Source organism: Lysinibacillus sp. G1-3, from assembly GCF_056322905.1.
Genome location: NZ_JBWHYQ010000001.1, coordinates 38,695 through 54,283 on the forward strand (window position 1 = coordinate 38,695; position 15,589 = coordinate 54,283).

Sequence of the window (15,589 nt, forward strand, 5' to 3'; positions counted from 1 at the left end):
GATAATCAAAATGATCGTAACTTTGTCAACAATTAGTCTATATTTACTCAATATTTACACAAATCCGCAATTCGCTTTACAAATTGTCCCTATACTGAGGTTAAGAACTAAAGAGAGGTGACCAATTTGTTAGAACTAAAAGATATCTCGAAAAACTATAAAAATAAAAAAGTCTTGATGAATATAAATTTAAACATTCAATCGGGTGAAATAGTTTCGTTACTAGGGCCGAGTGGTTGTGGAAAAACAACTTTACTCAATATTATTCTAGGTCTTACTCAACAAACGAATGGACAGCTTTTTTACAACGGACAAGATATATCGAAACAATCTATGCAAGATCGAGGGTTTAATATTGTTTTTCAGGACTTTGCGTTGTTTCCTCATTTAAATGCTTATGACAACATCGTCTATGGTTTGAAAAATAAAAAAGAAGGAATGTCAAAAAAAGAGGTTCAGGAATATATAGACTTTTTAGAACTGACCCCACATTTACATAAAAAGATTCATGAGTTATCAGGCGGGCAAAAACAGCGTGTTTCTATAGCTAGAACACTTGTGATGCAGCCTAAAATTTTATTGTTGGATGAACCGTTAAGTGCGCTAGATGGCGTGATAAAGGAATCGATTAAAGAACGGATCCAATCCATTGCTCGCCAATTTAATTTAACGACAATCATTGTCACGCACGATCCAGAGGAAGCTCTTACGCTATCAGATAAAGTGCTAATTATTAATGAGGGAACTGTTTCGCAATTTGGAACGCCGCAAGAAATAGTAAATACACCAGAAAACCAATTTGTTGAAGATTTTATATTAAGACAGCTTCATATAAAACGTCATAACATTTATCAGCTATTTGGAGAATCGTATGCTTAAAACAAATAAAATAATGAAATTGATTTTTCTTCCGATTATTTTCTTTTTTGTTTTCTTTTTAATTGTTCCGTTACTGTATATGTTTTGGCAATCTTTAAAAAAGGGGAAGGCCATCACCATTCAAAACTATGTGGAAACATTGCAAAATGTGGAGATTCGTGATGCGTTTTTCAATAGTTTTCAAGTCTCTTTAATAGCAGCTTTAATCACGACCATTTTGGCTTTTTTATTGGCCTATGCTGTTCATTTTACAACGATGCATCGCTTTACGAAAAAGCTTGTCCAAGTGGGTATTACATTACCAATGCTATTACCGACCATAACATATGGCTTTGTACTGATTTATACCTTTGGCAATCAAGGGATTATTACGAAGATACTTGGTCAGCCCTTGTTTACAGTCTATGGATTTAACGGTTTATTAATTGGTTATGTGCTGTATACATTGCCCGTTGCCTTTATATTAATGCAAAATTCTATGCAATATATTGATAAAAGGTTTCTGCTAGTTTCCATGCTGATGCATGATCGACCATACCGAAGATTTTATCATACAGTATTTCGTCCGATGCAAGGGACGATTGGTGGGGCATTCATACTATCGTTTGTGTTAAGTTTTACAGATTTCGGGATACCAGCGTCAGTTGGTGGTAGCTACAAAGTTATTGCTACTGAGCTATATCAAGCGATGCTTGGTTCCATTGTACATTTCGAGAGAGGTGCAGTGATTTCGATTTTAATGTTAGTACCTGCAGTGCTTGGAGTTGTTATGTTAACGATTTTGGAACGATTTAATTTTCAGTATAAGCAAGTTTCTAAAAGTGACCTCGTTGTCCATCGTTTCCGTGATGTAATGTTTACTGTTTTCTCGTTTGTTTGTGTAGGTGCGGTATTAATCATGTTTTCAACAATATTTATAGTACCTTTTACGAAAGGTTATCCATATGATTTCAGCTTTACATTCGAGCATGTGAAAAACGTACTAGCTGAACAGGGCTTGAAGCAAGTCTATATGAACTCGCTAATAGTGGCTGTTTTGACAGCTGTTTTAGGTGTGGCTGTAGCGTTTGTGTCCGCTCTATTAAATGTACGAACACCACTTAAAGGAAGGAAAAGCATAGATTTTGCTTCAATGGTTACGAATACTGTGCCAGGCATGGTACTTGGTCTTTCTTACTTGTTCTTCTTTAATGGGAGTTCCTTAAAAGGGACATTCCTCATCATTATTGCGTGTAATGTCGTTCACTTCTTTACAACACCATATTTAATGGCGAAAAATTCATTGCAAAAAATGGATCCGACATGGGAAGTAACAGCAGAGCTATTAAAAGATTCGTGGTTGAAAACGGTTATTCGCGTTATTTTACCGAATATTAGACCTACGATTTATCAAATGTTCAGCTATTATTTTTTAAACGCCATGGTGACTGTTAGCGGGGTAATTTTCCTTGTTAGCACGAAAACGATGCTTGTATCGACACGTATAAAAGAACTTCAACATTTCGCGAAGTATACAGACATTTTTGTTCTATCGATTTTTATTTTATGTACAAACCTCATTGTGAAATTAGGTTGTGATTATATAGCAATACCTAAAGAAAAAACAAAGGAGCATAAAGATGAAAAAATCAACAGTAATGATGTTAGGTACAGTTAGCTCAGCAATTGTTTTGGCAGCATGTGGAGGAGCGGAAGCAGGTTCGAAAGATCAAGTCATTATTTATTCAAATGCAGATGATGAAGCGATTGACGTTATGGAAGCAACATTAGATAACAAGGGGTATAAAGGTAAATATTTAATCCAATCATTCGGAACGTCTGAACTGGGCGGGAAAATAATGGCGGAGGGGAAAGATATTGAAGCAGATGTCGTAACAACGGCTTCTTATTTTATTGAAAGTGCGCAAAAGTCCAAGTCCATGTTTGTAGATTTATCTTCTGATTTAAAGCCTTTAGATGATGGTTCTACATTTGCATTACCGATTTTAGGGAATATCGGCTCGATTTTTATTAATACGGATTTATTAAAACAAAAAGATTTGCCAGTTCCAACATCTGTTAAGGATTTAACAAACCCTGCCTATAAAGATTTATTGTCGTTTCCTAATATTCATGACTCGTCAACAGCTTGGTTGTTAGTGCAGGCCATTATTAATGAGTATGGAGAAAAAGAGGGCAAACAAATATTAGCTGATTTAATCAAAAATGCTGGACCGCATATCGAAAGCTCAGGCTCTGGGCCTATTAAAAAAGTAAAAACGGGCGAAGTGGCTGTAGGATTTGGTCTGCGTATTCAGGCTATCAATGCTAAAAAAGAAGGGCTACCGATTGATTATATCGATCCAATAGAAGGTAACTTTACATTAACAGAATCAGTGGCTGTAGTAGATAAAGAGGGGGATGAAGCGTTAGCGCATGAAATAGCCAAAGTAATCGCAACGGAGGCCCGCCCTGATTTATTGAAGCAATATCCTGTAGCTCTTTATGAAGGTGAGCAAGTAAATGATGAGCATGTACCTAAATATTTGAAGAAGTGGGATACGACTTTAACGGTAGATCTATTAGAAAAACATCAAGCTTTCTTTAAAGAAGCGCAAAAATAAGGAGATATTAATTTTTATGAACAACTATAAATTGTTAACGCCAGGACCTTTAACGACAACTGCTACAGTAAAACAAGAGATGCTAAAAGATCGTTGTACTTGGGATGATGATTATAAAAGTGTCACACAAACAATACGTAAGCAGCTTTTAGAGTTAGCGCAAGTGACAGAAACAGATTATGCAACTGTTCTTATGCAGGGAAGTGGCAGTTTTGTTGTGGAATCAGTGTTAACAACGGCTGTTGGAGAGGAAGATAAAGTCCTTATTATCACAAATGGTGCTTACGGTGAACGCATTGTTGAAATGGCAAAAGTGCTTAAACTACAGCACGCGGTCTATAGTGTTCCTTATAATGAACCGCCATCACCACTCGAAGTGAAAGCGCTGTTGGAAAATGATGCAACAATAACACATGTTGCTATTGTACATTGTGAGACGACAACGGGCATTTTAAATCCTATTCACGAAATAGGAAGCGTTGTAAAAGGGTTGGATAAAACGTTTATCGTTGATGCGATGAGTAGCTTCGGTGGCGTACCGATGGATTTAAAAGCATTAGGGATTGATTATTTAATTAGCAGTGCTAATAAATGTATCCAAGGGGTACCTGGGTTTGGGTTTGTTATCGCAAAGATTAAGGAATTAGAAAAGTGTAAAGAGCAAGCTAGAAGTGTTGTATTAGATTTATATAATCAGTGGGAAGTGATGAAACTCGATGGGAAATGGCGTTTTACATCTCCTACACATGTAGTGGCAGCTTTTGCGAAGGCATTAGAGGAACTTGTGGAAGAAGGTGGTATACGTGCTCGTTACGAACGATATGCGAATAATAATCGTATACTTCGTACTCAATTGCAAGCACTTGGTTTTAACGCTTATATTTCAGAGGGGTTACAATCACCTATTATTACGACATTTTTATTCCCTTATGAAGGGTTCTCCTTCGATCATTTCTATAATGCGATGAAAAAAGCAGGATTTGTCATTTATCCGGGGAAACTAACAGATGTGGATACATTCCGAATTGGCAATATTGGAGACATTCATGAAGATGATATGAAGTCATTGTGTAAGGTTATCGAAAATTATATGGTGGTGATAAAAAAATGAAGATTGAAGCGATTATTTTAGATTGGGCAGGTACAACTGTTGATTTTGGTTGCTTTGCTCCTGTGAATGTTTTTCTTACAGTTTTTGAAGATGCGGGAGTCAAAGTTACGCTAGAGGAAGCACGTAAACCGATGGGCATGTTGAAAATAGATCATATTCGTACAATGCTTGAAATGCCAAGAATTCGTGAGGTATGGAACGAAAAGTATGGACGAGATTTTACGGAAGAGGATGTCCACGCTTTATATATGCAGTTTGAATCAAAGTTAATGGAATCTTTAGCGACTTACACGGATCCGATTCAGTATGTGACAGAAACGATACAACAATTAAAAGAAGAGGGTATTCGGATCGGTTCTACGACGGGATATACAGACTCGATGATGGAGGTAGTGACTTCGCATGCAGCGGCTAAAGGATATGAACCTGATTTTTTAGTAACGCCTACTCAATTAGGAGATAAAGGACGCCCTTACCCATATATGATTTTTAAAAATATGGAAGCAATGGGTATTCAGGCGACGAAACAAGTGGTGAAGATTGGTGATACAACTTCAGATATTCAAGAAGCTCTAAATGCAGGTGTATGGGCTGTTGGTGTTATTATTGGAAGCTCTGAAATGGGGTTATCTGAAGAAGAGTATATGGCTTTATCTGAAGAAGAGCAGCAATTTGCTATTGAAAAAACAGCAAGAATATTTAAAGAAACAGGTGCACATTATACGATTCGAACGATAAAAGAGCTCCCAGCATTATTGGAAAAAATTAATGAGCGTTTAGAACGAGGAATCGTAATGGCTTAAAGCCTCAGGTGGATGTTAGACTGATCCCGAAGTTAAAGTGTCAGATGAATTTCATAACGAGGCAAGAAAGAAGTAAACCCCCAGTTTTAAAAAAACTGCAGGGGTTTGCTTTCATTTTCGTGCGCCTAATCGCGCTCATATGGTGTAGAATCTGGAATTTCCGTAAATGGATTTTTTTCATTGATGCGGTCGTAAAACATAACGCCGTTAAGGTGGTCTAATTCGTGTTGGAAGGCTATAGCAGGCATTCCTTTAAGGCGCATTTTTTTCTCCTCACCTTCAATGGTTTTAAATTTAACTGTAACACGAGCATGACGTGGTACATAGCCTGGAACATTGCGATCTACAGAAAGGCAGCCCTCGCCTGTTGCAAGGTACGTGTTTTCTACTGAGTGACTAACGATTTTTGGGTTGATTGCTACAAAACTTAATTGTTCGCCATTCTCATCTGTTAAATGGAGGGCAAACATTCGATGGAGGCTATTTATTTGATTGGCAGCTAATCCAATGCCGCTACGTAAGTTATATTTATCTGCCATTTCGGGATCTTGGCTGTTTATTAAATATTGAAGCATGTCTTCTGCGAGTTGTTTTACTTCATCAGTTAAAGGGAATTTTACCTCCTCGGCTTTTGTGCGTAAAGTCGGATGACCTTCGCGAATAATATCATCCATTAAAATCATATATGAATCTTCCTTTCGACTTTGTAGTGTCTTGCTTATAAGTATACATCACGTCTTAAAACAATCACATGAAAAAAACCTTATTTGAATATACTTAAAAAATTTTTTAATAGCTATTAGATTGTCTGAAACTGGGCATTCTACTATTGGTAATCATGTAGGAGAACGTAATAATTGAGTACCTTTAATACGTTGTTATAATACAGAAAATATTAATTAGTGGTACAGTATGAAACAGAGTTGTTTAATTGTTATGTTAGAAAAAATCTTTGTTTGTACGCGTAATATATGATTGACCGACAGTATTTTATTCAGTATACTGAGTGCAAAGAATAAGTTGTACTAGTTGAAACGGTGATTTATTTTAATACAGCTGAAAGGGAGATGTGACAAATGAGCAAGAAAAACAATAATATTTTTGATGCTAAACAAACGCTAACTGAAATCGAAGATAAGTTTGAAATGTTTCAAATTTTGAATGAAGAAGGCGAAATTATAAATGAAGAGGCAGACCCGAAGCTATCTGATGAGGAACTAGTTGAGTTAATGACGCGTATGGTTTATACACGTATTTTAGACCAACGATCTATCTCTCTTAACCGTCAAGGTCGCTTAGGCTTCTATGCACCAACTGCTGGGCAAGAAGCTTCACAACTTGCGTCGCACTTTGCATTAGAAAAAGAAGATTGGATTTTACCGGGTTACCGTGATGTACCACAAATCGTATGGCACGGTTTACCTTTAGATAAAGCGTTTTTATTCTCACGCGGTCATTTTGCGGGGAACCAAGTTCCTGATGGCGTAAACGTATTAGCACCTCAAATTATTATCGGTGCACAATATATTCAAGCAGCAGGTGTAGCTCTTGGTATTCAAAAACGTGGTAAAAAGGCAGTGGCAGTAACTTATACAGGTGATGGCGGTTCATCACAAGGGGATTTCTATGAAGGCATTAACTTTGCAGGTGCATTTAAGTCACCAGCAATCTTCATTGTACAAAATAACCAATTCGCCATTTCAACACCTCGCGAATTACAAACTGCTGCAAAAACAATCGCTCAAAAAGGTGTAGCAGCAGGCTTACCAAGTATTTTAGTAGATGGAATGGATGCGCTAGCAGTTTACGTAGCAACACGTGATGCACGTGAGCGTGCAGTAAATGGCGAAGGTCCAACATTAATTGAAACAATGTGCTATCGCTATGGTCCTCATACAATGGCAGGGGATGACCCAACGCGTTACCGTACATCAGATACAGATAATGAATGGGCACAAAAAGACCCTCTTGTACGCTTCCGTAAATACTTAGAAGCAAAAGGTCTGTGGGATGAGCAAAAAGAAGAGGCTGTTATTGAGCGTGCAAAAGAAGAAATTAAAGAAGCAATCAAAAAAGCCGATGCTGCTCCAAAACAAAAAGTAACAGAGTTAATGGAAAACATGTACAAAGGCGAAATGCCATCTAATTTAAAAGAACAGTATGAAATCTACAAAGAGAAGGAGTCGAAATAACCTATGGCACAAATGACGATGATTCAAGCAATTACAGATGCACTTCGCACAGAATTAAAGAATGATGAAAACGTTCTTGTATTCGGGGAAGATGTAGGTGTCAACGGTGGGGTATTCCGCGCAACTGAAGGCCTACAAAAAGAATTTGGGGTTGACCGTGTATTCGATACACCGTTAGCAGAATCAGGTATTGGTGGCTTAGCAGTCGGTCTTTCTCTACAAGGTTTCCGTCCGGTTCCTGAAATCCAGTTCTTCGGTTTCGTATATGAAGTAATGGACTCGATCAGTGGTCAATTAGCACGTATGAGCTATCGTAGCGGTGGTGTCTATAATGCACCAGTAACAATCCGTTCTCCGTTTGGTGGAGGCGTGCATACACCTGAAATGCACTCTGATAGTTTAGAAAGCTTAATGACAGCACAGCCAGGTTTAACGGTTGTTGTCCCATCAACTCCATACGATGCTAAAGGTTTACTTATTTCATCTATTCGAAATGATAATCCAGTCATTTTCTTAGAGCATTTAAAATTATATCGTTCATTCCGTGAAGAGGTACCTGAGGAAGCATACGAAATTCCACTAGGTAAGGCGGATGTAAAACGTGAAGGTAAAGATTTAACAATTATTGCCTACGGTTTAATGGTTCACGAAAGCTTAAAGGCAGCAGAGGAGCTAGAAAAAGAAGGTCACTCTGTAGAAGTAATTGATTTACGTACAATCCAACCAATTGATATTGAGACAATTATTGCGTCCGTTGAAAAAACAGGTCGTGCAATCGTTGTACAAGAGGCTCAAAAACAAGCAGGTATTGCTGCAAACGTAGTGGCTGAAATTACAGAGCGCGCGATTTTAAGTTTAGAAGCACCTGTACTTCGTGTAGCTGCACCAGATACTGTGTACCCATTCCCACAAGCTGAAGGTGTTTGGTTACCGAACTATAAAGATGTAATGGAAACAGCTAAAAAAGTTTTAACATTCTAATGTAACTTCTAAACTTGAAGGACAGCAAATAGAAAGGATGGGTACACATGGCATTTGAATTTAGATTACCGGATATTGGCGAGGGTATTCACGAAGGCGAAATCGTTAAGTGGTTCGTTAAAGCTGGAGATACAGTAAAAGAAGACGATATTCTTTGTGAAGTACAAAATGATAAAGCAGTAGTAGAGATTCCGTCTCCAGTTGAAGGGACAGTAGAGGAAGTTTTAGTAGGAGAAGGCACAGTAGCAGTTGTTGGTGATGTCTTAATCCGCCTTGATGCACCTGGATATGAAGATTTAAAGCTAAAAGGTGATGACCATGCTGAAGCGAAAACAGAGGCTCAAGTTCAAGCGACAGCTGAGTATGGTAAGGAAGTAGCAAAGGCACCTGTTGAAGTTGAGCAGGCTCCAGAGAAAACTCCTGAAAAGACTGAAGCTGTTGCGGTAGCTGAAGATAATAAGCGTATCATTGCAATGCCTTCAGTACGTAAATTTGCACGTGACAATGATGTGAATATTCGTGAAGTTAATGGTACAGGCAAAAATGGTCGTATTTTAAAACAAGATATTGAGAATTTCCTAAAAGGTGGAGGCGTTGTAGAGGCTGAAGCAGCAGCACCAGTAGCTAATGAAGAAGCTGTGCAGCAAGAAACAACTACACAAGTAGCACCAGTAGTCCTTGAAGGTGATTTCCCAGAAACACGTGAGAAAATGTCGGGCATTCGAAAAGCGATTGCAAAAGCGATGGTTCACTCGAAACAAACGGCTCCACATGTTACACTAATGGATGAAGTCGATGTAACAGCTCTAGTAGCACATCGCAAAAAATTCAAAGATATCGCTGCTGAAAAAGGTGTTAAATTAACGTACTTACCATATGTAGTTAAAGCGCTAATTTCAACTTTACGCGAATTCCCAGAATTTAACCGCTCATTAGATGATGCAACACAAGAAATTATTCAGAAGCATTATTACAATATTGGTATTGCAGCAGATACAGAAAAAGGCTTGCTTGTACCAGTTATTAAGCACGCTGATCGTAAATCTGTTTTTGCAGTATCAAATGAAATTAATGAATTAGCGACTAAAGCTCGTGAAAGCAAGCTTGCACCACATGAAATGAAGGGCGCTTCGATGTCGATTACAAATATCGGCTCTGCAGGAGGACAGTGGTTTACTCCGGTAATTAATCATCCTGAAGTAGCGATTCTAGGTATTGGTCGAATTTCAGAAAAACCTGTAATAAAAAATGGTGAAATTGTAGCAGCACCTGTGTTAGCATTATCATTGAGCTTTGATCATCGTATGATTGATGGAGCCACTGCGCAAAATGCTTTAAATCACTTAAAGCGTTTGTTAAGTGAACCAGAATTATTATTAATGGAGGCGTAACAAAAATGGTAGTAGGAGATTTTCCAATCGAAACAGATACTCTTGTCATTGGTTCAGGTCCTGGAGGATATGTAGCAGCAATTCGTGCAGCTCAAACTGGCCAAAAAGTAACAATCGTTGAAAAAAATGTACTTGGTGGTGTGTGCTTAAACGTAGGTTGTATCCCATCTAAAGCATTAATTTCAGTAGGTCACCGTTTTGAGCATGCTAAACATTCAGATGACATGGGTATCATCGCTTCTGATGTGAAATTAGACTTCTCAAAAGCACAAGCATTTAAAGACAGCGTTGTTAAAAAATTAACTGGCGGTGTTGAAGGCTTACTTAAAGGTAATAAAGTTGAAATTGTACAAGGTGAAGCTTATTTCGTTGACGCTCATTCAGTGCGTATCATCAATGGTGAATCTGCTCAAACTTACACATTTAACAATGTAATTATCGCAACGGGTTCTCGCCCAGTTGAAATTCCAACATTTAAATTCTCTGATCGCGTACTAAATTCTACTGGCGCACTTTCTTTACAAGAAGTACCAGGTAAATTAGTCGTTATCGGTGGAGGCTATATTGGTACAGAGTTAGGTTCAGCTTACGCTAACCTTGGCTCACAAGTAACAATTATCGAAGGCGGAAAAGATATCTTAGCTGGCTTCGAAAAACAAATGACACAAATCGTGAAAAAAGGCCTTAAAAAGAAAGGCGTTGAAATGGAAGTAAACGCATCTGCAAAAGGCGTTGAAGAAACAGAAAACGGCGTAGTAGTAACATATGAAGTTGGCGGAGAAGAGAAAAAAGTTGAAGCTGACTACGTATTAGTAACTGTAGGTCGTCGTCCAAATACAGATGAAATGGGCCTTGCTGAAATCGGTGTTGAATTCGGTGAACGTGGTCTTATCAATGTTGACAAACAGTGCCGTACAAATATTCCAAACATCTATGCAATTGGTGATATTGTAGCTGGTCCTCAGCTTGCTCATAAAGCATCTTACGAAGGTAAAGTTGCTGCTGAAGCAATCGCTGGTGAAAAATCAATCGTTGATTATTTAGCTATTCCTGCTGTATGCTTCACAGATCCAGAGATGGCAACAGTTGGTTATAACGAAGATGAAGCGAAAGCTGAAGGCATCGAGTACACTGCAGCGAAATTCCCATTCGCAGCAAATGGTCGTGCACTTGCATTAAACCAAACAGAAGGTTTCGTGAAACTTGTTGCGCGTAAAGAAGATGGCTTATTAATTGGTGCTCAAATCGTAGGTGCTGGTGCATCAGATATGATCGCTGAAATGGGCTTAGCTATTGAAGGCGGTATGACTGCTGAAGATATCGCGTTAACAATCCATGCTCACCCAACATTAGGTGAAATTACAATGGAAGCTGCTGAAGTATTACTTGGCAACCCAATCCATATTGTAGCAAAAAAATAATAAAGTTTATGAAAACGGTTATAAAGCATTTGCTTTGTAGCCGTTTTTTTGTATATTACATGTAATTTTGATAAAGTAATTATATCGAATGAATATTCTAAAAATACAGTTCGGTTAGGAACATATTACATACCGGATAGACTTAAAAATCTAGTAATTGAATGCTAGATGTCCGGAAATGATAACGATGTCTTTGAAACAAGGGAAGTTGATCATAAAAACTGGGGTGATAAAAAATGGAACTAGGCTTAAAGGGGAAAGTAGCAGTTATTACAGGTTCAAGTAAGGGAATTGGCTATTATACAGCGATGCAGCTTGTGAAAGAGGGCGTGAAGGTCGTACTTTGTGCTCGTGGTGAAAAACAGCTTCAAGTGGCTGCTGGCTGTATTAAAAATGAAACAGGCGAGGACGTTTTAATTGTACCAACTGATATTACAAAAGAAAAAGATTGTAAGTACTTAATAGAACGAGCAGTAGAGCATTTTGGTCGCCTTGATATTCTTATTAATAATGCAGGCACAGCTTCAGCTAATTCATTTGAATCGGTTAGTAGTGAGCTATGGCAGGCTGATGTAGATTTAAAAGTGTTTGGTGCTGTCAATTGTTCAAAATATGCTGTACCTCATTTACGTAAGGTTGGTGGCGGTGCAATAGTTAATGTGACTGCGGTAATGGCTAAAACACCACCGGCAAGCTCACTCCCTAGTACTGTAAGTCGTGCTGCAGGTCTGGCATTAACGAAAGCTATGAGCAAAGACTTAGGAAAAGATAATATACGTGTGAACTCTGTTTGTATTGGGCTTATTCGTAGTGATCAAATAGAGAAGACGTGGAAAGAGGCAGAACCCGAGCTATCGTGGGATGAGTATTCCCGTAAAGTAGGTCAAGCAATTCCGCTTGGTCGTGTAGGGGAAACTCAAGAAGCAGCAAATGTCATTACTTTTTTAGTTTCTGATGCTGCTAGTTATGTGACAGGAACTTCTGTAAATATTGATGGTGGTTCCGGGCATGCATTATAGAGTAATATTTTTTGAGAAAAGTATATTTAGCTGTGTCAAAAAATTGATTGTAGATTAGTTTTAAGACAGTTTCTTTATCATATGTATAGAAAAAGGGTAGCTCAAAGGTAGTAACCCCTTAAAGTTAGAGTTTTTATTATGCGGCTAATTGGCTGGTGTGAGTTCGGGATTTTACTGGACTTATGCCAGCCAGTTTTAGTTTAAATACGTCACCGTAATACTTCTCTTGATTAAGTATCAAAGAAGTTTTCCATTGACATTAACTTCTGTAAAATTATTCATTTGCTGGTATTGGGGTGATATAATTGTTCGAAACCATTAAAGGAGGATTTTTTTTGAAAAGAAATTTTTTATTTTTTTTAATCATTACTACATTTTTATCAGTCATTTTCAGTGGTGTAAATCCACAAGCGGCAAAAGCAGCAACTGTACCAAATCTTAGCCCGAAAAATCTAACAAAAGAAGAAACAAGAGCATTGTTCTTTAGCACCTTAGTTTACTCAGACCTAAGCAAATTTGAAAAAAGAACAAAATTAGTAGATATGAAATTTGATGCATTAAAAGCTAAAAGTGATCCACTGCAAAATTTTAAGGATGAATGGAAGAAAATTCAAAAAGAACATTACTACCCTTCTATGAAAGTAAGTGAGTTTATCGAATATGCTGATTTAGAAAAATGGATTCTAGATGATTATGAAAGTGATGATATAACAGGCTTTTTCGGAGCTGTTTTTAAAAATACAAAAACTGAAGAATATGTAATCGCATTTAGAGGTACTTCTGACAGTGGAGATATCTCTAAAGATCTATCGGGCATTACTTCGGAACTGTATAATACTCAAATGGATAATGCGAGAAAACTATTTGAACAGGTAAATCCAAAATATAAAGTTACTGCTACCGGTCATTCTTTAGGTGGATTTTTAGCAACTTCTATAACTTTGGAAAAAGGAATACCTTCCGTTGTATTCAACGCACCTAGTCCTGACGAATATTCAAATATTGACAATGCAAACAGAAAGTTAGTAAAGACGTTTTCTATAAATCTTGATCCAATTGGTAAATATAACAGCCCTAAAAAAAATTCAAAAACTAATATTTATTATGATAAGAAAGATAATCAACCTTCTACTTCGGTAGGTGGTTACCACGATCTTTCTAATTTTTATCAATATGCAGATAAACCATTATACGATGTGGCAACAGGAGTTATCTCCACTAACTTAAAGGAAGTCGAAGTTTTAGGTGGACCAGGCACTAATTTTGCAAAGTTAGGTTCATTAAAGAACGGCACAAAAATTACGACCTATTCTCATGATATATATGGTTATTCTCTATTCAATTACGAAGGAAAAGAAGGATATGTTTCGAACCAATACATTAAGAATTTTAGTGACTTCGAACTATCTGAAGCTAAGAAAATAGTAGATGGTCTAATCGGAATGCAAGATAAGATACGGCTTGGAGACACCTATTACTTCACAAAGACTCAAATAATTGATATCTTATCTCCTGGATTCACACCTGAATATATTAATAAATACATGAAAGAAGATATGATGCCTTTGGAAAACAAATATATATTTAGAGGCACCGATAACATTGCAGCAAATCCAAACACGATCTTTATTGATTCTTGGGTAGAAAATGAATACGTGAAAAAACCTACTGTAGAATATTACCGTTTTAAAGGAAGTGAATACCTCCTTATTTCTCAATATCGCAAACCTTTCGACAGTATGGTATCTTCACACAATGGTTTTTATGATAACCTGTATCTGATAAAAGAAAGTCCAAATTCTAATTGGAAAGCATATGATATGAAACATCCAAAAAAATAAATTAATAAACAAGCACTTCCTATTTTGTTTAAAATCACTTAGGAAGTGCTTTTTTAAAATGAATGTCCAGCAATATGTTTGTCAGAGTAGCTTCTTAAGTAAGTGCACAATAGGAAAGTCTTGAAGTAATCCTTTTTTCTATTGTTTTTCTAAAATTATAATAGACAGAAAATTCCTGCAGTTGTAGAATGGACGTAATGGGGGTGAAATGTGGCGAAATGATGAACGAGAATTTTGTTGCGATGTTAAAGAGAGTTGTTCGAATTATTGTTCAGATCGGGATACTCAATATCTTTTATTACATGGGCGTCGGTATTGTTGCTTTACTACATGTACCTCTTCCCGGAAGTGTAATTGGTTTGTTATTATTAGCACTTTTACTCCATTTTAAAATAATTAAAGTAGAATACATTCAAGATGGAGCTGGTTTTTTAATTGGCGTATTAACGTTGTTTTTCATTCCTGCAACAGTAGGAGTAATTGACTACCCTGAACTTGTTTCAACAACTGGTCTATTGATTATGCTAGCCGTTATAGCAAGCACGCTTATCTCTATTTATGTGACAGGATTACTTAGTCAAATGGTTGAGAAAAAAGAGCTGACTAAAAAAGAAACAGTAGCCATTGTAGAAGAAGGAGAGGGGGAATTAACAGTTGATTGAAATTATTGTTGTCGTTGGTACCGTTGTGTTATTCGTATTATTTACTAAACTTTATCAACGTTACCCTCATCCTTTAATGATTCCGCTAGTGACGACAACGATCGTCAGTGCAATTATGTTAGTAGTCTTTAATATTCCATACTCTACATATATGGAGGGTGGAGAATGGCTACAAAAAATGCTAGGTCCAGCAGTTGTAGCACTTGCTTATCCATTATATAACCAGCGTAAGATTATTATGAAATATAAATATGCAATTTTGTCAGGTGTTTTTATCGCCATGGTTACGGGTTTAATGACAATATTTGTTATGCTGAAATGGATTGGCGTCAATAAAAGCTGGTTGCTGACTGCCTTGCCTAAATCGTTAACGACACCTGTAGGTATGCAAGTGAGTGAGACAATTGGCGGTATTCCACCATTAACAGCTGTGCTTGTCATGCTGGCAGGATTTGTAGGCGCTATTATAGGACCATTAGTCATTAAATACGGCAAAATTGATTCAGCCGTTAGTAGAGGTGTTGCAGTAGGTAGTGCTTCTCATGGCGTTGGACTTGTTAAATTAAGAGAATACGGAGAACAAGAATTATCAGTAGGGTCGTTATCTATGGCCTTAACTGCAATTATAGGCGCATTTTTATGTCCACTATTTGTTTATTTATTTTTGTAAAAAAAGCTATATACAG

The 15,589-nt window shown here is 37.2% G+C and carries 14 protein-coding genes; 13 read left to right on the plus strand and 1 reads right to left on the minus strand.

Annotation, left to right across the window (positions count from 1 at the left end; genetic code table 11):
• Positions 1 to 126 precede the first annotated feature (126 nt).
• Genes ACVYAD_RS00170 through phnX form a run of 5 tightly spaced genes read left to right on the plus strand, consistent with a single transcriptional unit; the run spans position 127 to position 5,396 of the window.
• Positions 127 to 879 carry an ABC transporter ATP-binding protein gene (locus tag ACVYAD_RS00170; RefSeq protein ID WP_349658981.1) on the plus strand — a complete coding sequence of 251 codons (753 nt, stop codon included), beginning with the start codon at positions 127 to 129 and terminating at the stop codon, positions 877 to 879.
• Positions 872 to 2,536, plus strand: a complete 1,665-nt coding sequence (locus tag ACVYAD_RS00175; RefSeq protein WP_476423865.1) for an ABC transporter permease subunit — start codon at positions 872 to 874, stop codon at positions 2,534 to 2,536. The genes ACVYAD_RS00170 and ACVYAD_RS00175 overlap by 8 nt, the downstream gene beginning before the upstream one ends.
• Positions 2,499 to 3,482 (plus strand): extracellular solute-binding protein, encoded by a 984-nt coding sequence (locus tag ACVYAD_RS00180; RefSeq protein ID WP_349658979.1) that lies wholly within the window; start codon positions 2,499 to 2,501, stop codon positions 3,480 to 3,482. Before ACVYAD_RS00175 ends, ACVYAD_RS00180 begins: the two co-directional genes overlap by 38 nt.
• A gap of 16 nt (positions 3,483 to 3,498) precedes the next feature.
• Complete coding sequence (gene phnW / locus ACVYAD_RS00185) at positions 3,499 to 4,593, plus strand: 2-aminoethylphosphonate--pyruvate transaminase (protein WP_476423867.1); 1,095 nt, start codon at positions 3,499 to 3,501, stop codon at positions 4,591 to 4,593.
• Positions 4,590 to 5,396: a phosphonoacetaldehyde hydrolase gene (gene phnX / locus ACVYAD_RS00190; RefSeq protein ID WP_476423869.1), complete on the plus strand. Its 807-nt coding sequence runs from the start codon at positions 4,590 to 4,592 to the stop codon at positions 5,394 to 5,396. Before phnW ends, phnX begins: the two co-directional genes overlap by 4 nt.
• Positions 5,397 to 5,521: 125 nt before the next feature.
• Here phnX and def read toward each other — a convergent pair whose 3' ends face one another.
• On the minus strand, positions 5,522 to 6,079 hold the full coding sequence (def, locus tag ACVYAD_RS00195; protein WP_349658976.1) for a peptide deformylase: 558 nt from the start codon (positions 6,077 to 6,079) through the stop codon (positions 5,522 to 5,524).
• A gap of 393 nt (positions 6,080 to 6,472) precedes the next feature.
• On the opposite strand from def, the gene pdhA reads away from it, so the two are divergent.
• The 8 genes from pdhA (at position 6,473) to ACVYAD_RS00235 (ending at position 15,573) form a co-directional block, all read left to right on the plus strand.
• Positions 6,473 to 7,588 (plus strand): pyruvate dehydrogenase (acetyl-transferring) E1 component subunit alpha, encoded by a 1,116-nt coding sequence (gene pdhA, locus ACVYAD_RS00200; protein WP_476423871.1) that lies wholly within the window; start codon positions 6,473 to 6,475, stop codon positions 7,586 to 7,588.
• Positions 7,589 to 7,591: 3 nt separating this feature from the next.
• Positions 7,592 to 8,569 (plus strand): alpha-ketoacid dehydrogenase subunit beta, encoded by a 978-nt coding sequence (locus tag ACVYAD_RS00205; protein ID WP_079559704.1) that lies wholly within the window; start codon positions 7,592 to 7,594, stop codon positions 8,567 to 8,569.
• A 47-nt stretch (positions 8,570 to 8,616) separates the two neighbouring features.
• Positions 8,617 to 9,960: a dihydrolipoamide acetyltransferase family protein gene (locus ACVYAD_RS00210; RefSeq protein ID WP_349658975.1), complete on the plus strand. Its 1,344-nt coding sequence runs from the start codon at positions 8,617 to 8,619 to the stop codon at positions 9,958 to 9,960.
• A 5-nt stretch (positions 9,961 to 9,965) separates the two neighbouring features.
• On the plus strand, positions 9,966 to 11,381 hold the full coding sequence (lpdA, locus tag ACVYAD_RS00215; RefSeq protein ID WP_053483451.1) for a dihydrolipoyl dehydrogenase: 1,416 nt from the start codon (positions 9,966 to 9,968) through the stop codon (positions 11,379 to 11,381).
• A 236-nt stretch (positions 11,382 to 11,617) separates the two neighbouring features.
• Positions 11,618 to 12,400: an SDR family NAD(P)-dependent oxidoreductase gene (locus ACVYAD_RS00220; RefSeq protein WP_349658974.1), complete on the plus strand. Its 783-nt coding sequence runs from the start codon at positions 11,618 to 11,620 to the stop codon at positions 12,398 to 12,400.
• Positions 12,401 to 12,735: 335 nt separating this feature from the next.
• Positions 12,736 to 14,241, plus strand: a complete 1,506-nt coding sequence (locus ACVYAD_RS00225; protein ID WP_476423873.1) for a Tle-like phospholipase domain-containing protein — start codon at positions 12,736 to 12,738, stop codon at positions 14,239 to 14,241.
• 218 nt (positions 14,242 to 14,459) lie between these two features.
• Positions 14,460 to 14,903 carry a CidA/LrgA family protein gene (locus ACVYAD_RS00230; RefSeq protein WP_476423875.1) on the plus strand — a complete coding sequence of 148 codons (444 nt, stop codon included), beginning with the start codon at positions 14,460 to 14,462 and terminating at the stop codon, positions 14,901 to 14,903.
• Positions 14,896 to 15,573, plus strand: a complete 678-nt coding sequence (locus ACVYAD_RS00235) for an LrgB family protein (RefSeq protein ID WP_476423877.1) — start codon at positions 14,896 to 14,898, stop codon at positions 15,571 to 15,573. Before ACVYAD_RS00230 ends, ACVYAD_RS00235 begins: the two co-directional genes overlap by 8 nt.
• Positions 15,574 to 15,589: the final 16 nt, after the last annotated feature.